Below are 22,065 nucleotides of genomic sequence, written 5' to 3' on the forward strand. Positions count from 1 at the left end.
CCTTGGGATGTGCGCCCTAGCCGCCGCCATCACGCTCGCCGGCTGTGCCGGCCTGCCTGACCAGCGCCTGGCCAACGAAGCCCTCAAGCGCGGCGACACCGCCTTGGCCGAGCGCAACTACAAGGCCCTGGCCGACCTCGGCTACAGCGATGCGCAAGTCGGCCTGGCTGACATCAAGGTCGCCACCCGCGACCCGGCGCAGATCAAGCAAGCCGAAGCCACCTACCGCGCCGCAGCCTCCACGTCGCCACGGGCCCAGGCTCGGCTAGGCCGCCTGCTGGTGGCCAAACCCGACAGCACCCAGGCTGAACGTGAAGAGGCCGAAACGCTGCTCAAACGCGCCGCCCAGCAAGGCGAAAGCAATACCTTGATCCCGCTGGCGATGCTCTACCTGCAATACCCGCAGAGCTTCCCCAACGTCAACGCGCAGCAACAGATCGACCAGTGGCGCGCCGCCGGCAACCCGGAGGCGGGCCTGGCCCAGGTGCTGCTGTATCGCACCCAGGGCACCTACGACCAGCACCTGGGCGAGGTCGAGAGCATCTGCAAGGCCGCGCTCAATACCACCGACATCTGCTACGTCGAGCTGGCCACCGTGTACCAGAAGCGCGGCCAGCCCGACCAGCAAGCCGCCCTGCTCGGCCAGCTCAAGGCGGCCTATGCCCGCGGCGCCGTACCGGCCACCCGGGTCGACAGCGTCGCCCGTGTGCTGGCTGACCGCAGCCTAGGCCAGACCGACGAAAAAACCGCCAAAGACCTGCTCGAACAGGTGGCGCCGGCCAACCCGGCGTCGTGGGTCAGCCTTGCGCAACTGGTCTACGACTTCCCCGAGCTGGGCGACACCGACCAGCTACTGGCCTACATCGACAAAGGCCGCGCCGCCGAACAGCCACGCGCCGAATTGCTGCTGGGCCGCCTCTACTACGAAGGCAAGACGCTGCCCGCCGATGCGGCAAAAGCCGAACAGCACCTGCAGGCCGCCGCCGACGCTGGCGAGGTCAGCGCCCATTACTACCTGGGCCAGCTGTACCGCCGCGGTTACCTGGGCAATGTCGAGCCACAGAAGGCCGTCGACCACCTGCTCGCTGCCGCCCGTGGCGGCCAGAACAGCGCCGACTATGCCTTGGCCCAGCTGTTCAGCGAAGGCCATGGCATCCGCCCGCAACCGGGCAACGCCTGGGTGTTCGCGCAACTGTCGCAGGCCAACCCGACGCCACAGTCGGCCGAACTGCTGCAGCAACTCGATCAGCAACTCACGCCAGACCAGCGCAGCCAGGCGCAAACCCTGCTGACGCAGGAAAAACAGGCGCGCGGCAGCATGGCCCAAGGCGCCAACAGCACCCTGGCCCTCGAAGCCCTGCAAGACGACGAACAAGAAGTAGACGGTGAGGACTCGCTATGACGCTCAATCCCTTCGTGAAAGCCGGCATCGGCCTGAGCTTCGCCCTGCTGTGGTCCTGCCCGACCCTGGCCGACATGACCGCGCAGAAAAACTTCGGCCTGGACGTGAAAATCACCGGCCAGTCGGAAGACGATCGCGACCTCGGCACCCGGCCCGGCGGTGACGTCAACGGCCTCGGCCTCGACCTGCGCCCCTGGGTGTACGGCGAGCGCGGCAACTGGAGCGCCTACGCCATGGGCCAGGCCGTCGCGGCCACCGACACCATCGAAACCGACACCCTGCGCCAGAACGACGACGGCACCACCACCGACACCGGTGACGACAGCCGCAAGCCGGACAAAAGCTACCTGGCCATGCGCGAGTTCTGGGTCGGCTACAGCGGCCTCACCCAGTACCCTGGCGAGCAACTGCGCTTAGGCCGCCAGCGCCTGCGCAGCGACGACGGCATGTGGCGCGACACCAACATCGAAGCCCTCAACTGGACCTTCGACACCACCCTGCTCAAGGCCGACCTGGGCGTGGCCCAGCGTTTCAGCGAGTACCGCACCGACCTCACCGAACTGGCCCCGGAAGACAAAGACCGCACGCACCTCTACGGTAACGTCGCCACGCAATGGACCCCCGGCCACTGGGTCGGCCTGCGTGCCCACCACACCCATGACAGCGGCAGCCTGAAAAGCCCCGGCGAGACGATCGACGCGCTCGACAAGACCCGCACCGGCGACCTCACCTGGCTGGGCCTGGAAGCCAACAGCGACGCCTACAACTGGCGCAACGACCACACCGTCAACTACTGGGGCAGCCTGACCTGGCTGACCGGTGACCGCGACAAGCTCAGCAGCCAGCAGGTGGGCGACGATCAAGTGGCCACCGGCAAGCAGAGCGGCGACGTCAACGCCTGGGCCACCGACCTCGGCATCCGCCTGCGCCTTGACCCCAACTGGCAAGTCGGTGCGGCCTACGCCCGTGGCAGCGGCGGCGGTGGCGATGACGGTTCGAACAACTTCGAGCAGACCGGCCTTGAGAGCAACCGCTCCAACTTCACCGGTACCCGCTCGCGCGTGCACCGCTTCGGCGAGGCCTTCCGTGGCGAGCTGGGCAACCTGCAGGCGGCCACCCTGTTTGCCTCGTGGCAACTGCGCGACGACTACGACGCCAGCCTGATCTACCACAAGTTCTGGCGCGTCGATGGCGAGCAGAACATTGGCTCCAGCGGCATCAACGCTGCGGTCAACGACAACGGCGTGAACCGCCCGCTGATCAATGGCGAAAAAGACCTCGGCCAGGAGATGGACGTGGTCGTCACCAAGTACTTCAAGCAGGGCCTGTTGCCCGCTTCGATGAGCCAGGCAATCGACGAACCGTCCGCGCTGGTGCGCCTGCGCGCCGGTGTGTTCAAGCCAGGTGACGCCTATGGCAAGGAAGCGGACTCGTACATGCACCGTGCCTTTGTCGACGTGATCTGGCGCTTCTGAGGCCGGTAGAGGATTTCTTGTCATGCCCCTTCACCCGCACCTACGTCACAGCCTCCTGGCCAGCGCCTTGCTGCTGGCCTCAGGCCTTGCCGTCGCCGCAGAACCCACGGTGATCGCCAAGGAACTGCAGCAGGCCAAGACCTACACCGTGTCCAGCGCGCCCACCGAGCCGCTGCACATGGACCCACCGAAACTGCCCGACCTCAGCGGCTTCACTGCCGAGGCCGTGCAGAACAAGATCGACCGCCGCCACAAAGGCAAAGTCAGCGTGCGCCGCATGCTGCAGGAAGAGTCGCTGAAGGAGTTCATCGGTGGCGACAACAAGGCCGCCGAATGGGTGCAACGCCAGCACGGCATCCCCCAGGCGATCTTCGTCGATGACGGCCATGTCGACTTGATCGAGCTGAGCAAAAAGGTACCCAAGCAGTACCTCAGCGAAGTCGAGCCAGGGGTGTACCTGGCGCGCCTGCCAATCGTGGTCGGGCAGAAGGGCATCCTCGAAATCAACGGCAAGGTCAAGCAACTGCGCCTGTCCCAGGAGGGCGGCGCGTTTCTGGTCAACGACGGCAAGCTGTTCGTCAGCGACACCCAGGTCACCGGCTGGCGCGAGAAGGACAACGGCCCGGCGACCTTCCGCTCGCCCAAGGAATTCCGCCCGTTCCTCCTGTCGTGGGGCGGCACCGAGACCTACATCGTCAACACCAAGATGGCCAGCTTCGGCTACGCCAAGTCCAAGTCGTACGGTGTGAGCATCTCGCAGTACACGCCGAACATGGCCAAGCGCATGGGCCGCCCGGAGCCGACCGGCTGGATCATCGGCTCGGAATTCAGCGACATGTGGTACGGCTTCTACTGCTACGAGACGCAGGACTTCGTGGTCAAGGACAACACCTACCGCGACAACATCGTCTACGGCATCGACCCGCACGACCGTTCGCACCGCCTGATCATCGCCGGCAACACGGTGTACGGCACCAAGAAAAAGCACGGGATCATCGTCTCGCGTGAGGTCAACGACAGCTGGATCATCAACAACAAGAGCTACGACAACAAGCTCTCGGGCGTGGTGATCGACCGTAACAGCGTCAACAACCTGATCGCCTACAACGAGATCTACCGCAACCACACCGACGGCATCACCTTGTACGAAAGCGGCGACAACCTGATCTGGGGCAACAAGCTGATCAACAACCGCCGCCACGGCATCCGCGTGCGCAACAGCGTGAACATCCGCCTGTACGAAAACGTCGCCATGGCCAATGGCCTGGTGGGTGTCTACGGGCACATCAAGGACTTGTCCGACACCGACCGCGACATCGCCCTCGACCCGTTCGATACCAAAGTCTCGCTGATCGTGGTGGGCGGTGAGCTGGCGGCCAACGGCTCCGGGCCGCTGTCGATCGACTCGCCGCTGTCGGTCGAGTTGTACAAGGTGTCGATGCTCGCACCGCGCAAGGCCAACGGCATCAGCCTCAACGGCATCCTCGGCGAGCGCCAGGACGAAATCCTCGACCTGCTGGTGCGCCAGCAAAAGGCTGTGCTGATCGACCCGGTCGAACGCCAGACCGAAATGATCGATTAAGGAAGCCCAGACCATGACTCCACACCTGATGAAACTGCTGGGCCTGTCCGCCGCCCTTCTGGCGATCAGCCAGGGCGTGCGCGCCGACGAGGTGAAAGCCCCGACGTTCAGCGCCGAACCCTGCTGCCAACTGTGCCCCGAGGCGCACGACGCCAGCCGCTACACCACCCGCTACCAGCAGAACTTCACCACGCTGGTACAGGCCCAGGGCGACTGGCTGTTCCGTACCCGCGAGGACCTGCGTACCGAGTTCAACACCACCCCCGCCGGCTACAAACGCCTGCAGCAGGTGCACGACGCGTTCAAAAAGCGCGGCGTAGAACTGGTCGTGGTCTACCAGCCGACCCGTGGCCTGGTGAACCGCAACATGCTCAAGCCGGAAGAAAAAGCCGCCTTCGACTACCAGAAGGCCCTGGGCAACTACCAGGCCATGCTCCAGCGCTTCAGCAAGATGGGCTACAACGTGCCCGACCTGTCGCCGCTGACCAACGAGCAACTGGCCGCCGCCGACCAGGGCAAAGACTTCTACTTCCGCGGTGATCAGCACTGGACGCCGTATGGCGCCGAGCGCGCCGCCAAGATCGTGGCCGACACCGTGCACCACATGCCGGCCTTCGAAGGCATCCCACGCAAGGAATTCGAAACCAAGAAGTCCGGGCGCATGGGCAAGACCGGCACCCTGCACAACGTCGCCGGCCAGCTCTGCGGCACCAGCTACGCCGTGCAGTACATGGACCAGTTCGCCACCGAGCCAAAAGGCGCGAGCGGCGGCGACGACCTCTTCGGCGATGGCGGCAACGCGCAGATCACCTTGGTCGGTACCAGCCACAGCGGCAAGAACTACAACTTCTCGGGCTTCCTCGAACAGTACATCGGCGCCGACGTGCTCAACGTCGCCTTCCCTGGCGGTGGCCTGGAAGGCTCGATGATCCAGTACCTGGGCAGCGAAGAGTTCCAGAAAAACCCGCCGAAGATTCTGATCTGGGAGTTCTCCCCGCTGTATCGCCTGGACCAGGAAACCATCTGGCGGCAAATCCTCGGCCTGCTCGACGATGGCTGTGACGCACGCCCGGCGCTGATGAGCGCCAGCACCACGCTCAAGCCCGGCAAGAACGAGCTGATGGTCAACGGCAAGGGCGGTGTGATCAAAGACCTGATCAACCGCAACCTGCAGATGGACGTCAAGTTCGAAGACCCTTCGGTGAAGGTGCTGCAGGCCACCCTCTGGTACCTCAACGGCCGCCACGAGGACATTAAGCTGGAGAAACCGGAAACCTCCGACACCGACGGCCGCTTCGTCTTCCAGATGCGCGAAGACGAAGACTGGGCCAGCCAGAACCTGTTGGCCTTCGAAGTCCAGGGGCCGGAGAAAGGCACCCAGAAGGTCGAGGCCAAACTCTGCAAACGCAACAACTTCGCCGTGCCTGCGCAAACCGCGCAAGCCGGCCAGTGAGGCGACCATGACCCCATTCAAGCGACTCATCAGCCCCGCCCTGCTCAGCCTGGCCCTGTTCGGCGGCGCCGCGCACGCCGCGCTGGTACCGCCCCTGGGTTACTACGAGGGGATCGAAAAGCTCAAGACCAGCGATGGCAAGTTCCGCTGCGAACCTGCCCCCAAGCCATACACCGGCGCGCTGCAGTTTCGCAGCAAGTACGAAGGCTCCGACAAGGCCCGGGCGACCCTCAATGTGGCCTCGGAAAAAGCCTTCCGCGACTCCACGGCCGACATCACCACGCTGGAGAAAGGCGTCAGCAAGATGGTCGGCCAGTACATGCGTGACGGCCGCCCAGCGCAGCTCGACTGCACACTGGCCTGGCTCGAAACCTGGGCGCGGGCCGACGCCCTGCTGTCCACCGACTACAACCACACCGGCAAGTCGATGCGCAAATGGGCACTGGGCAGCATGAGCGGATCGTGGCTGCGCCTGAAGTTCTCTAACGCGCAGCCCCTGGCCGCGCACCAGGCCGAGGCCGAGCAGATCGAGCGTTGGTTCGCCCGCCTGGCCGAGCAGACCGTGCGCGACTGGAGCGACCTGCCGCTGGAGAAGATCAACAACCACAGCTACTGGGCGGCCTGGTCGGTGATGGCCACCGCCGTGGCCACCGACCGTCGCGACCTGTTCGACTGGGCCGTGAAGGAATACAAGGTCGGCGCCAACCAGATCGACGACCAAGGCTTCCTGCCCAACGAAATCAAGCGCAAGCAGCGCGCCCTGGCTTACCACAACTATGCCCTGCCACCGCTGGCGATGATCGCCAGCTTCGCCAAGGTCAATGGCGTGGACCTGCGCAGCGAGAACAACTTCGCCCTGCAGCGCCTGGGCGAAGGCGTGCTGGCCGGCGCCCGTGACCCGCGCCACTTCGCTGAACGCGCCGGTGCAAAACAGGACATGAAAGACCTCAAGGTCGACAGCAAGTACGCCTGGCTCGAGCCCTGGTGCGCGCTGTACCAGTGCGTCGGCGACACCCTGCAGCGCAAGCACGGCATGCAGCCGTTCGACAGCTTCAGGCTCGGCGGCAACCTGACCCGGGTCTATGACCCGAGCGCGGCTTCGAAGAAATAACGCAAAACCCTGTGGGAGCCGGCTTGCCGGCGATGGGCCGCGAAGCGGCCCCTGACTATCGCTGGGCAAGGCTTCGCCTTGCATCGCAGGCAAGCCAGCTCCTACAGGGATCTAGGTAGCCCGCCACATTGCGTGGGGGGTTTGGGGGGCGTTTTGCCCTGGATGCTGTGAACAAATTAGGAGAACCGGGATGGTCTTCTCGTCCAACGTGTTCCTGTTCCTGTTCTTGCCGATCTTTCTCGGCCTGTACTACCTGAGCGGGCAACGCTATCGCAACCTGCTGCTGCTGATCGCCAGCTACATCTTCTATGCCTGGTGGCGGGTGGACTTCCTCGCCCTGTTCGCTGGCGTGACCCTGTGGAACTACTGGATCGGCCTGAAAGTCGGCGCCGCCGGCGTGCGTACCAAACCGGCCCAGCGCTGGCTGCTGCTGGGCGTGGGCGTCGACCTGGCCATCCTTGGCTACTTCAAATACGCCAACTTCGGCGTCGACAGCCTCAATGCGATCATCACCTCGTTCGGCCTGGAGCCGTTCATCCTCACCCACGTGCTGCTGCCGATCGGTATCTCGTTCTACATCTTCGAGTCGATCAGCTACATCATCGACGTGTACCGCGGCGACACCCCGGCCACCCGCAACCTGATCGACTTCGCGGCATTCGTGGCGATCTTCCCGCACCTGATCGCCGGCCCCGTGCTGCGCTTCAAAGACCTGGTCGACCAGTTCAACAACCGCACCCACACCCTGGACAAGTTCTCCGAAGGCTGCACCCGCTTCATGCAGGGCTTCATCAAGAAAGTGTTCATCGCCGACACCTTGGCGGTGGTGGCCGACCACTGTTTCGCCCTGCAGAACCCGACCACCGGCGATGCCTGGCTGGGCGCCCTGGCCTACACCGCGCAGCTGTACTTCGACTTCAGCGGCTACAGCGACATGGCCATCGGCCTGGGCCTGATGATGGGCTTCCGCTTCATGGAGAACTTCAAGCAGCCCTACATCAGCCAGTCGATCACCGAGTTCTGGCGCCGCTGGCACATCAGCCTGTCGACCTGGCTGCGTGACTACCTGTACATCACCCTGGGCGGCAACCGCAAAGGCACCTTCAACACCTACCGCAACCTGTTCCTGACCATGCTGCTGGGCGGGCTGTGGCACGGCGCCAACTTCACCTACATCCTCTGGGGCGCCTGGCACGGTATGTGGCTGGCGATCGAGCGGGCGCTGGGCATCGACACCAACCCGCAGCGTTTCAACCCGGTCAAGTGGGCCTTCACCTTCCTGCTGGTCGTGGTCGGCTGGGTGATCTTCCGTGCCGAGAACCTGCACGTGGCCGGGCGCATGTACGCCGCTATGTTCAGCTTTGGTGAATGGCAGCTGTCGGAGCTCAACCGCGCCCAACTGACCGGCTTGCAAGTGGCCACCTTGGTCATCGCCTACCTCACCCTGGCGTTCTTCGGCCTGCGCGACTTCTACCGCAATGCCAAGCCGACACCCAAGGCAACCCCGGTGCAGGTCAACGCCGACGGCTCGATCGGCCTGGACTGGACTCGGGTGATGACCCGCGCCCTGGTCCTGCTGCTGTTCGTGGCCTCGATCCTCAAGCTTTCGGCGCAGAGCTACTCGCCGTTCCTTTACTTCCAGTTCTGAGGTTGATGACCATGACCCGGACATTACGCATTACCTATTCGCTGACGTTCCTCGGCCTGCTGGTCGGCATGGGCGCCTGGTCCACCGGCGGCCTGGAAAGCTTCCAGCGCACCGCGCAGATGACCCTGCTCAACGGCAAGCTGGCCAAGGCTGCCGAGACCCACTACGACGAGCAGTTCCCGATCAAACGCCTGGGCACCAACCTTTGGGCGGCGCTGGACTTCAAGCTGTTCAACGAAGGCCGCCCGGGCGTGGTGCTGGGTCGTGACCAGTGGCTGTTCAGCGATGAAGAGTTCAAACCCACCGCCGGTGCCGAGCAACTGATGCAGGAAAACCTGGCGCTGATCCGTGGCGTGCGCGACACCCTGCAACAACACGGCAGCCAGCTGGTGCTGGCAATCGTGCCGGCCAAGGCGCGGGTCTATTCCGAATACGTCGGCAAGGAGCTGCCCGCCAGCCTGCACGACGACCTGTACAACCGCTTCCATGCCCAAGCCCGCCAGGCCAACGTGTTCGCCCCAGACCTGATGGCGCCCATGGAGCAGGCCAAGGCCCGCGGCCAGGTGTTCCTGCGTACCGACACGCACTGGACGCCGATGGGCGCGGAAGTCGCCGCGCAAGCCTTGGCCGAAGCGGTCAGCCGCCAGAGCCTGCTCAATGGCGACCCGCAAACCTTCATCACCGAAGCCGGTAATACGGCGCCCTACAAAGGCGACCTGACCAACTTCCTGCCACTCGACCCGCTGTTCAGCAACCTGCTGCCGAGCCCGGACAACCTGCAGCAACGCACCACGCGCCCAGCCGAAGCCGCTGGCGATGCGGGCGACGCGCTGTTCGCCGACAGCCAGATCCCGGTCGCACTGGTCGGCACCAGCTACAGCGCCAACCCGCACTGGAACTTCCTCGGCGCCTTGCAGCAAGCCTTGCGCAGCGACGTCGCCAACTACGCCGAAGACGGCCACGGCCCACTGTTGCCGATGCTCAAGTACCTGCAAAGCGATGCCTTCAAAAATGCCGCGCCACAAGTGGTGGTGTGGGAATTCCCCGAACGTTATCTGCCCATGAAAAACGACCTCAGCAGCTTCGATCCGCAGTGGATCGCCCAGCTGAAGAACTCCCGTAAATCCGAAGAAAACCTGGCCCTGTCGTCCACCCGGACGAACCACTGATCGAAAGAGAGGAAATGCACATGACTACCAAGACTTCCATTGCCAAAGCCCTCACCCTCGCAGCAGGCCTGTCCCTTGCTTCGATGCAGGCCTTCGCCGGTGCCGACGCCGCGTTGTACGGCCCGACTGCACCGAAAGGTTCAACCTTCGTGCGCCTGTACAACGCCGCCAACGCACCTGCCGCCGCCTCGGTCGGCAACACCCAGATCAAGCAGGTCGGCGCCCAGGCCAGCAGCGATTTCAGCTTCCTCCCAGGCGGTGACTACACCGCCCAGGTGGGCGGCAAGAGCGTGCCGGTCAAGCTGGCCTCCGACAAGTACTACACCCTGGTCAACAGCAGCAGCGGCAACCCGCAACTGATCGAAGAGCCACCGTTCAAGAACAAGCAGAAAGCCCTGGTACGCGTACAGAACCTCAGCGACCAGTCGCTGACCCTGAAGACCGCCGATGGCAAGACCGAAGTAGTCACGCCGGTCGCCGCCAAAGGCCGTGGCGAGCGTGAGATCAACCCGGTCAAGGTCAACCTCGCCCTGTATGCCGGCGACAAGAAAGTCAGCGACGTCAAACCCGTCGCCCTGGAGCGCGGCGAAGCCGCCGTGCTGTACGTCACCGGTTCCGGCAGCAGCCTGTCGCCGGTCTGGGTTACCCGCCCAGTGTCCACTAACTGATCCCCTGCCTCATTAACGACCTTATTGGAGAAACATCATGATCCCGGTAATTCTTTCTGGTGGTAGCGGTTCGCGTCTGTGGCCTCTGTCGCGCAAGCAGTTCCCCAAGCAGTTCCTGGCCCTGACCGGTGAGCACACGCTGTTCCAGCAAACCCTCCAGCGCCTGGTGTTCGAAGGTATGGACGCGCCGATCGTGGTCTGCAACAAGGACCACACGTTCATCGTTCAGGAACAGCTCTCGGCACTGAAGCTGAAAACCCAGGGCATCCTGATGGAACCGTTTGGCCGCAACACCGCCCCTGCCGTTGCGATGACCGCGATGAAACTGGTCAGCGAAGGCCGCGACGACCTGATGCTGGTGCTGCCCGCCGACCACGTGATCGACGATCAGAAAGCCCTGCAGCGCGCCCTGGCCCTGGCCACCGTGGCCGCCGAGCGTGGCGAGATGGTGCTGTTCGGCGTGCCGGCGACCAAACCCGAGACCGGCTATGGCTACATCCGCTCCAGCCAGGACGCACTGCTGCCCGAAGGTGTGGCGCGGGTGGCGCAATTCGTTGAAAAACCCGACGAGAAACGCGCCGCCGAGTTCGTCAAGGCCGGGGGCTACTTCTGGAACAGCGGCATGTTCCTGTTCCGCGCCAGCCGCTTCCTCGAAGAGCTGAAAAAACACGACGCCGACATCTATGACACCTGCGTGCTGGCCCTGGAGCGCAGTCAGGCAGACGGCGATGTGCTGAACATCGACGAAGCCACCTTCGCCTGCTGCCCGGACAATTCCATCGACTACGCGGTGATGGAAAAGACCCAACGCGCCTGCGTGGTGCCGATGTCGGCCGGCTGGAGCGACGTGGGCTGCTGGTCGTCGCTGTGGGATGTGCACGAGAAGGACGACAACGGCAACGTCACCAAGGGCGATGTGGTGGTGCAGGACAGCCGCAATTGCATGATCCACGGCAACGGCAAGCTGGTGTCGGTGATCGGCCTTGAGAACATCGTCGTGGTCGAGACCAAGGACGCCATGATGATTGCCCACAAGGACAAGGTCCAAGGCGTCAAGCAGATGGTCAAGACCCTCGACGAGCAAGGCCGCAGCGAGACCCAGAACCACCTGGAAGTGTACCGCCCATGGGGCTCGTACGATTCGGTGGACATGGGCGGCCGCTTCCAGGTCAAGCACATCACTGTCAAGCCAGGCGCCAGCCTGTCGCTGCAGATGCACCACCACCGCGCCGAGCACTGGATCGTGGTGTCCGGCACCGCCGAGGTGACCTGCGACGAAAACGTGTTCCTGCTCACCGAGAACCAGTCGACCTACATCCCGATCGCCTCGGTGCACCGCCTGCGCAACCCGGGCAAGATCCCGCTGGAGATCATCGAAGTGCAGTCCGGCAGCTACCTGGGCGAAGATGACATCGAGCGCTTCGAAGATGTGTATGGGCGCACTTCCACGCCGGTCGAGCGTGGGGTTTCGGTGAAAACCATCGCGCAGTAAACGAACGTAGCGCCTCACATTGAACTAACGCGTGAGGCGCTACGTACTCAGCACCGTTCTTCACACTACGTGGATAAACGTTAGAGGGTCGGACAATTCATGTAAAAAGTTCCACCTGTCACAGCGATCGATTCGAAACCCTCGAGCTGGCATTCAAAAGCACCCTGAATTATTATTTCCCGCTCCCACTTAAACGACCAGATCCTACCCGTAGTTGACACAGAGGTCGACATCAGATAAACCCATGGCAGCCCACTATCGTACTCGCCAATAGCGTGGTCAGGTCCTTCAAGGTCCAGTGGAAAATTTATAGCAAATATATCTTTACGACCTGACTCCAACACCACGTCACCGGCAAGTACCCTGTCATTATTGATATCCTGATAACCCCAATAAAATTGACCAGTAAACGCTGCCAACCTACCATTAAAATAAGCATTTATCCGGCCGCGCTCACTTCTCGGAAGCGGTTCAAGTTTCACTAGGTTCGCTTTAGCTTTTGCGTTTGCAAAGGTATTTAAATCCATAGCCACCGCTCCTCATGACGCCTCACGCGGATTAATAAAAATTAGGCTCAACATCACAAACACTGCTGTACTCTAGGCCTTTGCCACTAACGCGCAACTGGCAAAAATGCTAGGTGGAACACCCCTTTACCCAGTCCCAAAACACCTGCGCAGTGCCATTTTCTTCCGGTTCAGCGTGCGTTTCCTGAAGACCCTCGCACCGTAATGCGAAGCCAGCCCCGCCTCTTGCAAAGAGGTGGGGCTTTTGGATGACCGTTTTGCTGTTTTACAGCTTCAGGTCGACATGGCCTTCCTGAAATGTGAAAGGCTGAGCGTTGTAGTGGAATGCAAGCGTGAAGGCGAAGGACAAGGCTCTACCTGGCGCCCACGCCAACTGGGTAATGGCGTAATCGTCAGCCATAATCAAGCCGTGATTAACGCTGGCAAAGGCGCGCTTGACCGAAGGTTGGTTGTTTTGATCGTACTCCAGAAGGAACACCGCCCCCAGGGCCAGCAAGCCGCCCTCAAGGCCAATGGACTGCTTGACCGCGACAAACGTCGGGCGCTCACGGTCACCGTTGTAACCCTGTTCATTAGCGTTGAACTTGGTATTATTTTTCAGTGCGGGAACGATGACCGCAGAGGCAGCACTTGCGGTGTTGCGCTGCAGCGCAGAGGCGGGCTTTTCATAGGCAATATCAAACACACCCTTTGAGACTTGAAAGTCACGCGCATATTCATCTTTGCCTTTGAAATCAAACTTACCCGCGACCCCACACTCCTCCCGGTTCCATACCAGGCTTTGTATCACGCCACTGTGCGCAGGGCCTGATACGTCACTCCCCAAGTAGGCCGATGTGCCGCCCTCACCGAGGGTATGATCGCCATCCTTGATGTCCAACGGGAAGCCAATGTAGATGAATTCTTCAACGCCCTGCGCGGGGTTGCGGATACCCAGCACACCGCCGAGCGGGTCGAACCAGACGTCTTGAGCAATGAATTGCTCGCCTGTTGGCAGGGTGGCAGTCATCGCACCAGATGCGTTGCCGGTTTGGGTATTAAGTACGCTCATGATTGACTCCGAAAGCTGATGATTTTAATGAGTGGTAACAAGCTGCCTGTCACACAGATGCCAACGAAGGCAGCCAGTTTTAACGCGCTTTCAGATTAGGGTGAGGGCGGCTACGGCGGTACTGGCAGAAATGCTAGGATGGCCAGATCAGTGCAATCAAGGTTGTCTCCATGATCATCGGCGCCGTGCTAATTCTCACCTGGCTGGTACTGCTGCTGCGTTACCCAGCGAAGGCGTTGCCGATATCCCTGGCCGCCGTCTGCGGCATCGGCCTGGTCGCCCTGTTCGTGGCCTGGCAAGACAGCCGCGAAGCCGCGCAACTGGCACGCCTGGACTTGCGCCTGAACTATGCCCCGGACCAATGCCCCGCCGACCGGGCGCTGCAGGTTCACATGAAGAACGGCAACAAGGCTCCGCTGACCGAACTGCGTTGGCGGGTGGGGGCGTATGCGCCGGGGGATACTGTCAACCTGGCCGAAAACACTTACAGCGCGCCGCGTTACCGGGGGCCAGGTGAGCTGCAGCCCGGTGCCGAGTGGAAGGATTGCCTGCCCTTGCCGCCACTGCGCTCTGGCTATCGGCCGCAGACGCTGGAGTTTCGGGCTGAGCATCTGCAGGGTACATTTGCCAATTGATCTGTCGCCTGGTCGGGCCCTTTCGCGGGCAAGCCCGCTCCCACAGGTACCGCCCAGATTTTGAGCGCTGTGCAGTACCTGTGGGAGCGGGCTTGCCCGCGAAGAGGCCACTACAGGCAACACAAACTTACCCGACTCAAGGCCATCTCCCATGCCCACCGTCCTGATCACCGGTTGTTCCAGCGGCATCGGCCGCGCCCTGGCCGACGCCTTCCGCGATGCCGGCCATGAAGTCTGGGCCACCGCCCGCAAACCTGAGGACGTCGCGCATTTAGCCGCCGCTGGTTTCACCGCCCGGCAACTGGACGTCAATGATGGCCAAGCCCTGACCCAACTGGCCGAGGAGCTGGAGGCAAGCCACGGGCGCCTCGACATGCTGATCAACAACGCCGGCTACGGTGCCATGGGCCCATTGCTCGACGGGGGTGTGGACGCCATGCGCCAGCAATTCGAAACCAACGTTTTCGCCGTGGTCGGCGTGACCCGCGCGTTGTTCCCGCTGCTGCGCCGCGCGCGTGGGCTGGTGGTGAATATCGGCAGCGTTTCTGGGGTGCTGGTCACGCCGTTCGCTGGGGCCTACTGCGCGTCGAAGGCTGCCGTCAACGCCCTGAGCGATGCACTACGCCTGGAGCTGGCGCCGTTTGGCATTCGGCTGATGGAAGTGCAGCCGGGGGCGATCGCTTCGCAGTTCGCCAGCAATGCCCAGCGCCAGGCCGATCAGGTGTTGGCTGTGGATTCGCCGTGGTGGCCACTGCGCGAATATGTCCAGGCACGGGCGCGGGCATCGCAGGACCGGCCGACGCCAGCGGCGGTGTTTGCCCAAGGGGTGTTGGCCGCTACGCGCAAAACGGCGGTGCCTGCGGTGGTCAGGCTGGGTAATGGCAGCACGGCGTTGCCGCTGATTGCCAGGCTGTTGCCGCGGCGCTTGCTGGACTGGGTGTTGCGCAAGCGGTTTGGGTTGCTGCGGCCGCTTTGATTGATGCTTGGCAGTACTGGCCTCTTCGCGGGTAAACCCGCTCCTACAGGTACTGCACAGTGCTCAAAATCTGTACGGTACCTGTGGGAGCGGGTTTACCCGCGAAGAGGCCGGTACAGCCACAACACCTATCAAACCTTGTTCGCAGGCTGTGTATCAAACGCCTGCCACCCCCCTCCCAGCGCCTTGTACAGCCCCACCAACGCCTGGGAAACCGCCGCCGAGCTGTCGATCCACTGCTCTTCACTGGCCAGCAACGCACCTTGCACGGTCAGCACATTGAGAAAGTCCACCGCCCCTTCCACATACTGGCGCTGGGCAGTCTCCAAGGCGATACGGTTCTGCCGCACCGCCTCGGCCAAATGATCGCGACGCAATTGGCTGGCGTTATAAAGGCGCAGCACATCGTCGATTTCATGCCAGGCACCGAGCACCACCTTGCGGTAGTTGAGCGCGGCTTCCTGCTGCTGCGCCTCACGCAGTTCCAGCGTGCCTTTGAGCCGCCCACCTTCAAAAATCGGCAGTGACAGTTGCGGGCCAAAAGCGAAGCGGCGCGAGTCCCAGCCGCCGACGTCAGACAGCTGCATGGCCTGGAAACCCAGGCTGCCCGACAGCCGAATGCTCGGGTAGAAGTCGGCCTTGGCCACGCCGATACTGGCGGTGGCCGCATGCAGGCGCGCCTCGGCCTGGCGAATGTCCGGGCGGCGCTCGGCCAACTCCGACGGCAGGCCAATGGCGAACTGCTGCTGGGGCGCGGGCAGTTCCCCCCCTTCGAGCAACTGTGCCTGAAGGCTGCGAGGTGGCTCCGCCGCGAGCAGGCTGAGGGCATTGATCAGGTCGTCGCGCTTGGCCTCAAGGCTGGGCAGGCGGGCTTCGATGGAGGCGACCTGGGCACTGGCCTGGGCCACGTCGAGGCGGGTGGCGACCCCTTCGGCCTGGCGATTCTCGGACAACTTCAGGCTGTGCTGCGCCACCTTCAGGTTGTCACGGGTGACGTCCAGGGTGTGCTGCACCGCACGCAGCTGAATGTAGTTGCCGGCGGTTTCCGACAACAGCGCCAACAACACGCCACGGCGGTCGTTCTCGGCCACTTCCACCGTCGCATCGGCAGCCTCCACTTGCCGGCGTACTCGGCCCCAGAGGTCCAGCTCCCACCCCGCGACCAAGTCACCCTGCCACAGGTTGAATGCCGATTTGCCCGCGTGGCCCGAGGGGTCACTCAGCCCTTCGGCGCTGTTGCGAGCACGGCTGTAGCCTGCGTTCACATCGACCGAGGGCGCTTCATCCGCTGCTACCGTACTGCGCAAGGCACGGCTTTGCAGCAACCGCGCACTGGCCATCTGCAAGTCCAGGTTGCGTTCGGCGACCCGCTGGATCAACGCGCTGAGCCGGGCATCGTGGAAGCTTTCCCACCAGCGCAGTTCCAGGGGTTCGGCCTGCGGCTGACTGGCCGCAGCCTCGCCTTGCAACCCAGCCCACTGTTGCGGGGCCTGGCTGTCCGGGCGTTTGAAATCTGGCCCGAGGGTACAGCCGGCCATCAGCAACGCCAGCAACACCGGGCTCAAGCGAAAGGCCGGTTTCATCGCGCGCTCACCTCTTTGCCTTCGATTTTGTCGCCGCGGGTATCGATGGTGGCTTCCACCGACATGCCCACGCGCAGCCGTGCAAGCAGCGGCTGGCCGTCATCGAACACGATCTTTACGGGGATGCGCTGCACCACCTTGGTGAAGTTACCGGTGGCATTGTCCGGCTTGACCGCCGCGAAGGTCACACCGGTGGCCGGCGCGATGCTCTCGACATGGCCATGCAGTTGCTCGCCCGAGAAGGTATCGACACTGATGCTGACTGGTTGGCCGGGCTGCACATGGGTCAGCTGGGTTTCCTGGAAGTTGCCGACCACATAGGCCTGCTGCAACGGCACCACCGACAACAGCCGAGCCCCCGGATTGACATAGGCGCCGACACGCAAGGCGCGCTCGCCGACCATGCCGTCCACCGGTGCGATGATGCGCGTGTAGGACAGGTCGAGCTGGGCTTTCTCCAGCCCCGCTTCGGCCCGTTTGAGCTGGCCATCGGCGCTGGCCACCTGGGCGCTGAGGATGTCCACCTGCTTGCGTGCGGCCACCAACGCCGCCTGGGTATTGGCCAGGCGCGCACGGGCCTGGTCGACCCCGCTGCGCGCCTGCTGGGCGTTCTGCACAGTGCCGGCACCTTGCTCGGCCAGGCGGCTGTAGCGGTTGACTTCATGATCGGCAAACGCCGCTTCGGCCTGGGCGGCTTTCACGGCGGCTTCGGCCTGGGCGATCAAGGCGGCTTGGCGCTCCAGCGTGGCGCGGGCATCGGCACTCTGCGCCTTGGCCACCAGCAATTGCGCCTGGGCTGCGTCGAGCGCGGCTTGGTAGTCGCGGGCATCGAGGGTCGCGAGCAACTGGCCTGCCGTGACTTGCTGGTTGTCCTCGACCAGTACCTCTTTGATAAAGCCTGCGACCTTGGGCGCGACCACGGTGTAATCGGCGATCACATAGGCGTCGTTGGTGCGCTGGCGGTGATCGCTGCCCAGCATCCAAGGCCCGACGATACCGGCCAGCACGGCCACGGCGAGCACCGAGCCGATGAAAAGTGTCTTGCGGTTGTTGGTCATTTCTAAGTCTCGAATTCAGTCACGGGCTCAAGCCACCGCACGCGGCGGGAAGATCCGGGTAGGCACAAAGGGAATCAGGCAGATCAACGCGACGGCGATGCACGCCATCACCAGGTACTGGTCGGCCGAGGTCAGTACCTGGGCCTGTTCATGAATGCGCCGGGCAAGGCCGGCGACGCTGTCATCGATCAGCGGCGCATTGCCCAGGCTGTCGACCAGGTGGTTGGAATGGAAATGCCGGCGCACAGTGCCCAAGACATCCAGCAAGCCGCCGGCAATCACCGCCGACAGCCCCTTGACCGTGTTGAACCAGGCCGAGGCGAACGGGCCCTCCTGCGGGGTCATGCCGTTGGTGGAGAGCATCAGCAGCGGCAGCACGGCCATCGGCTGGCCGAACACCTGCAACAGGTAAAACGGGTAGAAGTCGCCGCGTATCCACTCGGAGGTCAGCAGGCTACTGCCCACGCACGACAGCGCCAGCATGCCGAGCCCCATCGCCAGTACCCAGCGGCAGTCCACCGCGCGGATGTTGCACAGCGCTGCGGTCAGCGGCAGGGCGATGAGTTGCGGCATGGCCACCAGCATCATCAACGGGCTGGTCTGCGCCGGCCGGTAGCCCTGGATCTGCGCCAGGTACGCCGACGGAATGCTGCTCACCCCGGAGAGCACGATCAGCACACCGGCCAGGGTCACCAGGGCGAAGCTAAGGTTGCGCCGCGAGAGCATGCGCAACTGGAAAAACGGCAGCGGTTCGGACCACTCGTTGTACAGGAACAGCACCAGCAACAGCAGGCCGCCGCCCAGCAACCAGCAGATCAGCGGCGAGTCGAACCAGCCCCAGCGGTCACCCAGCGACAGGCCGAGGACGATGCAACTGATGGCAGGCAGGCCCAGCAGCACGCCACGCCAGTCGAACTGTTTGAAGCGCTCCAGGCGCAACGGGTCCTGGGGCAGGCCCCAGCCGACACAGAACATCGCCAGCAGCGACGGCAGGATGATCTGCCAGAAAGCCCACTGCCAGCCGACGTACTCGGTCCACAGGCCCGCCAGCGGTGTGCCGAGGTTCGGCCCGAAAGTGGCGGTCAGGGCATAGCAGGCCAGGCCATACACTTTGATGCCCGGTGGCAGAAAACGCAGCGCTACGCTCATCAGCATCGGCGGCAAGGCGCCCGAGGCAAAGCCTTGCAGCACCCGCAGCAGCATCAGGCTGTGCAGGTTGGGGGCGAACGGTTGCAGCAGGCCCAGCACGGCGAACACGCCAATGGCAGACAAGGTGAAGCGGCGCAGGGAAAAGGTCGTGGCAAGCCAGGGTGCAAAGGCCATCGCCGACACCGAAGCCGCGCTGTACGCGGCCAGCAGCCAGGCGCCTTCGTCGGCCCCGATGCCCATGGCGCCGCGGATATCGGCCAGCGAAATCTTGGTCACCGCCTCGTTGAGGCCAGCGCAGAGTACTGCCAGCAACACCCCAAACAACCCCACCACCACCTGCAGGCCGAATGCCGTCTGCACGGGGGCGGCCGGCGCGGGGGCGGCAGCCAGCGCAGCAGAAGGCGCGGTCAGGGAACTCATGGGAATACATCTCCAGCAACAATTTCAGGGCTGGAGCAAGTCTAAGAAGGTCGAATGCTTACGAAAACTGACTTGTTGGCAGGTTTATATTGCGCCAGACGCAATCGGACTCTGTTACGGGTCGATGCTGCCGCACACCTTCAACGTTTGGCGCAGCCAGCGGTGGGCCGGGTCATTGTCGAACCGCGGGTGCCAGGCCTGCATCACGTTGACCTTCTCCAGTGGCACCGGGATCTCGAATGAGCGCAGGGGCAGTTTCAAGCGCTGCACACTGTTGAGGATGTTGGCCGGTATCGGCAGGATCAGGTCCGAATCCGGCAGCGAAAACATCGCCGAGTGGAAGCTCGTGGTGATCAGCGCCACCCGCCGTTCGACCTTGTGGTTGGCCAATGCCACATCGATCGGCCCGTTGGCTCTGCCCCGGCGCGACACGCTGATCTGCGGGTAGGCGGCGAACCGCTCAGGGGTAATCTCGGCATCGAAGATCGGGTGGCCCTCGCGCGCCAAGCCTACGAAGTAGGTGTTGAACAGGCTCTGCACCTTGATTTCCGGGCCCAGCTCGACGGCCGAGCTGATGATCAAGTCGATATGCCCGTTGCGCAGCACCGCATCATCGTCGCCACTGCCCTCGGGCACGAAACGCAGCACCGTACGCGGTGCCTGGGCCAGCATCATGCGCAACAGCTGGGCGCCGTACAGGGCGATGAACAGGTCGTTGGTGCGGATGTTGAAGGCCCGGTCCAGGTTGACCAGGTCGACATCGTCACGGCTGCGGAACACCTGCCCGGCCTGCTCCACCAGCCCATGCACCTGCTCGCGCAGCGCCAGCGCACGGGGTGTCGGCACCAAGCCACGGCCGGCGCGCACCAGGATCGGGTCGCCCAAGGCATCGCGAATGCGCCCCAGGGTCCGGCTCATGGCGGCCGGGCTCAGGTTCATGCGCTGCGCGGCGCCCACCACACTGCCTTCGTCAAGCAAGGCGTCGAGGGCGACGAGCAGGTTCATGTCCGGGAGTTGCATGGCCGTTTTCCGTGGCGATTGTGGGAACGGCGATGGTAGCAGGTTGGAGGATTGCGTCTGACGCAATAAGGTCGTGCGTGGTGGGGCATTTATTCTGGGCGTTGGTTGGGCCATAAGTGATGCAGTGGCTGTACCGGCCTCTTCGCGGGGCAAGCCCACTCCCACAGGTACCCCGCAATGCCCGATGTTTTTGCGGTACCTGTGGGAGCGGGCTTGCCCCGCGAAAAGGCCGGTACAGCCAGCACATCATTTAGCTTCTACAAGGATTCCCATGCCCACCCCGGTCCTCATCGCCATCGACGCCTCCCCCGCATCCGCTGCCCTGCTCACCCTCGCCCGCCGCTACTGCCGCCCCGCCGAACACGAGCTGCATGTGCTGCTGGCCATCGACAGCACCTTCGCCGTGCACGAGCAACCCGCGCCCTACACCGCCGAAGAACTGGAGGAATACCCCGCTGCCTGCGAGGAGCAACAGCATGCCGACCACGCGGTAGCCAAGGCCGTGCGCGAGCTGCAGGACGCCGGCTTCACCAGCCAGGGCTGCATGGTGGCCGGGCAGCCGGTCGAGGCCATCGTCAGCAAGGCGCAAGATCTGCGTTGCGAACTGATCATCATGGGTCATCGCCACCTGTCACGATTGGGGCGATTGCTGGATCCTTCGATCAGCGCGAAGGTGATTGACCGGGTAGAAGTGCCGGTATTGGTGGGCGCGGCCTGAACCATTCATCAGCTCCCCAATGCACTGCATTGACCGCGTAATGCAATCGCATTACCTTGCATTCATTGTTGCAATGCAAAGGATATGGCCATGGCCGCCACCTTCGAAGTTGAATCCACCCTGACCGATCGTTACCAGACAACCGTACCGGAAACAGTGCGTCGCGCGCTGGGTTTGAAAAAGCGTGACAAGATCCATTACTCGATTCAACCCGACGGGGAGGTGATACTCACCCGCGCAGAGGCAACCGAAGACGACCCTGTGCTAGGCCAGTTCCTGAATTTTCTGGCCCACGATATCGCCACCCATCCGCAACGTCTGCAAGTTGTCGATGCTGACCTCATCGCTCGCCTCGACAGCCTCGTGGGCGACGCCGAGATCGACCTGGATCAACCTCTATCGGCGGAAGATGAATGAGTGATGCGAGGAAGCCTTTAACTATTCATGGATGGACTGTATTTGCTCACCCGCTGTTCTTAGCCGAACTGGACGCGCTCAGTGAGCAAGTCGCGGCACAGTTGCAGAAAGACCCGATCGGCTACACGAAAAAGAACGCGTACAAGCGGCTGGCCGCGATCAAACGATTGGCGTTTGACGTCATCCCGCAAGACCCGACCAAGCCTGAGTACCGTCAAGGTTCAGCGCTAGGAGGCGACCACAAGCACTGGTTTCGAGCGAAGTTCTTTCAGCAATACCGGCTGTTCTTTCGCTACCACACCCCCAGCAGGATAATCGTGCTGGCATGGGTAAATGACGAGACGAGCAAGCGGGCCTACGAGCGCACTGACGATGCTTACAAAGTCTTCCAGAAGATGCTGCTCACCGGCCACCCTCCTGATGATTGGGACGCGTTACTGCGAGAGGCAGGCGCGGCAACACACAGATTTAAATCTTCACTGAACACCTAGTGCGGCTCTCACTGGCGTGT

Annotated in this window: 20 protein-coding genes; 14 read left to right on the forward strand and 6 right to left on the reverse strand. The window is 63.0% G+C overall.

Annotated elements, in window-relative coordinates; genetic code table 11:
* Window positions 1-7: 7 nt before the first annotated feature.
* From algK to HU764_RS21520, 9 genes are all read left to right on the forward strand, one after another.
* Window positions 8-1,402, forward strand: a complete 1,395-nt coding sequence (gene algK, locus HU764_RS21480) for an alginate biosynthesis TPR repeat lipoprotein AlgK (RefSeq protein WP_186677785.1) — start codon at window positions 8-10, stop codon at window positions 1,400-1,402.
* A complete protein-coding gene (locus HU764_RS21485) occupies window positions 1,399-2,877 on the forward strand; it encodes an alginate export family protein (RefSeq protein ID WP_085273971.1) in 1,479 nt (492 codons plus the stop codon). The genes algK and HU764_RS21485 overlap by 4 nt, the downstream gene beginning before the upstream one ends.
* A gap of 22 nt (window positions 2,878-2,899) precedes the next feature.
* Window positions 2,900-4,459 carry a mannuronan 5-epimerase AlgG gene (gene algG / locus HU764_RS21490; RefSeq protein ID WP_186702499.1) on the forward strand — a complete coding sequence of 520 codons (1,560 nt, stop codon included), beginning with the start codon at window positions 2,900-2,902 and terminating at the stop codon, window positions 4,457-4,459.
* Between the two features lie 13 nt (window positions 4,460-4,472).
* The gene (locus HU764_RS21495) at window positions 4,473-5,912 is read left to right on the forward strand and encodes an alginate O-acetyltransferase (protein ID WP_085273970.1); all 1,440 of its coding nucleotides are present in this window, start codon (window positions 4,473-4,475) and stop codon (window positions 5,910-5,912) included.
* A 7-nt stretch (window positions 5,913-5,919) separates the two neighbouring features.
* Complete coding sequence (locus HU764_RS21500) at window positions 5,920-7,023, forward strand: mannuronate-specific alginate lyase (RefSeq protein WP_186702498.1); 1,104 nt, start codon at window positions 5,920-5,922, stop codon at window positions 7,021-7,023.
* Window positions 7,024-7,213: 190 nt separating this feature from the next.
* Window positions 7,214-8,671, forward strand: a complete 1,458-nt coding sequence (locus HU764_RS21505) for an MBOAT family O-acyltransferase (protein WP_085273969.1) — start codon at window positions 7,214-7,216, stop codon at window positions 8,669-8,671.
* Between the two features lie 11 nt (window positions 8,672-8,682).
* On the forward strand, window positions 8,683-9,840 hold the full coding sequence (locus HU764_RS21510; protein WP_186677792.1) for an alginate O-acetyltransferase: 1,158 nt from the start codon (window positions 8,683-8,685) through the stop codon (window positions 9,838-9,840).
* 20 nt (window positions 9,841-9,860) lie between these two features.
* Complete coding sequence (locus HU764_RS21515) at window positions 9,861-10,508, forward strand: alginate O-acetyltransferase AlgF (RefSeq protein WP_186702497.1); 648 nt, start codon at window positions 9,861-9,863, stop codon at window positions 10,506-10,508.
* 37 nt (window positions 10,509-10,545) lie between these two features.
* Window positions 10,546-12,000, forward strand: a complete 1,455-nt coding sequence (locus tag HU764_RS21520; protein WP_186677797.1) for a mannose-1-phosphate guanylyltransferase/mannose-6-phosphate isomerase — start codon at window positions 10,546-10,548, stop codon at window positions 11,998-12,000.
* An 80-nt stretch (window positions 12,001-12,080) separates the two neighbouring features.
* Here HU764_RS21520 and HU764_RS21525 read toward each other — a convergent pair whose 3' ends face one another.
* Window positions 12,081-12,527, reverse strand: a complete 447-nt coding sequence (locus HU764_RS21525) for a hypothetical protein (protein ID WP_186702496.1) — start codon at window positions 12,525-12,527, stop codon at window positions 12,081-12,083.
* 265 nt (window positions 12,528-12,792) lie between these two features.
* Window positions 12,793-13,578: a hypothetical protein gene (locus HU764_RS21530; protein WP_186677803.1), complete on the reverse strand. Its 786-nt coding sequence runs from the start codon at window positions 13,576-13,578 to the stop codon at window positions 12,793-12,795.
* A gap of 170 nt (window positions 13,579-13,748) precedes the next feature.
* Here HU764_RS21530 and HU764_RS21535 point away from each other — a divergent pair, with 170 nt between their 5' ends.
* Window positions 13,749-14,213, forward strand: coding sequence for a multidrug transporter (locus HU764_RS21535; protein ID WP_186677806.1), 465 nt, complete (start codon window positions 13,749-13,751; stop codon window positions 14,211-14,213).
* Window positions 14,214-14,364: 151 nt separating this feature from the next.
* Complete coding sequence (locus HU764_RS21540; RefSeq protein ID WP_186702495.1) at window positions 14,365-15,189, forward strand: SDR family oxidoreductase; 825 nt, start codon at window positions 14,365-14,367, stop codon at window positions 15,187-15,189.
* A gap of 131 nt (window positions 15,190-15,320) precedes the next feature.
* On the opposite strand, the gene HU764_RS21545 is transcribed toward HU764_RS21540, so the two are convergent.
* From HU764_RS21545 to HU764_RS21560, 4 genes are all read right to left on the reverse strand, one after another.
* Window positions 15,321-16,772: an efflux transporter outer membrane subunit gene (locus tag HU764_RS21545; protein ID WP_186702494.1), complete on the reverse strand. Its 1,452-nt coding sequence runs from the start codon at window positions 16,770-16,772 to the stop codon at window positions 15,321-15,323.
* Entirely contained in the window at window positions 16,769-17,830 is a 1,062-nt protein-coding gene (locus HU764_RS21550; protein ID WP_186677812.1) for an HlyD family secretion protein, read from the reverse strand. Before HU764_RS21550 ends, HU764_RS21545 begins: the two co-directional genes overlap by 4 nt.
* Before the next feature lie 27 nt (window positions 17,831-17,857).
* A complete protein-coding gene (locus tag HU764_RS21555) occupies window positions 17,858-19,399 on the reverse strand; it encodes an MFS transporter (RefSeq protein WP_186702493.1) in 1,542 nt (513 codons plus the stop codon).
* 114 nt (window positions 19,400-19,513) lie between these two features.
* Window positions 19,514-20,419: a LysR family transcriptional regulator gene (locus tag HU764_RS21560; RefSeq protein ID WP_027595291.1), complete on the reverse strand. Its 906-nt coding sequence runs from the start codon at window positions 20,417-20,419 to the stop codon at window positions 19,514-19,516.
* Window positions 20,420-20,690: 271 nt separating this feature from the next.
* Between HU764_RS21560 and HU764_RS21565 the strand changes: the two genes are divergently transcribed.
* From HU764_RS21565 to HU764_RS21575, 3 genes are all read left to right on the forward strand, one after another.
* On the forward strand, window positions 20,691-21,137 hold the full coding sequence (locus tag HU764_RS21565; RefSeq protein WP_186677815.1) for a universal stress protein: 447 nt from the start codon (window positions 20,691-20,693) through the stop codon (window positions 21,135-21,137).
* Window positions 21,138-21,227: 90 nt separating this feature from the next.
* On the forward strand, window positions 21,228-21,554 hold the full coding sequence (locus HU764_RS21570) for a type II toxin-antitoxin system PrlF family antitoxin (protein WP_027595289.1): 327 nt from the start codon (window positions 21,228-21,230) through the stop codon (window positions 21,552-21,554).
* Entirely contained in the window at window positions 21,551-22,045 is a 495-nt protein-coding gene (locus tag HU764_RS21575; protein ID WP_186702492.1) for a type II toxin-antitoxin system YhaV family toxin, read from the forward strand. Before HU764_RS21570 ends, HU764_RS21575 begins: the two co-directional genes overlap by 4 nt.
* Window positions 22,046-22,065 lie beyond the last annotated feature (20 nt).

Origin of the sequence: Pseudomonas kermanshahensis (assembly GCF_014269205.2) — a bacterium.
GTDB classification, from domain to species: Bacteria; Pseudomonadota; Gammaproteobacteria; order Pseudomonadales; family Pseudomonadaceae; genus Aquipseudomonas; species Aquipseudomonas kermanshahensis.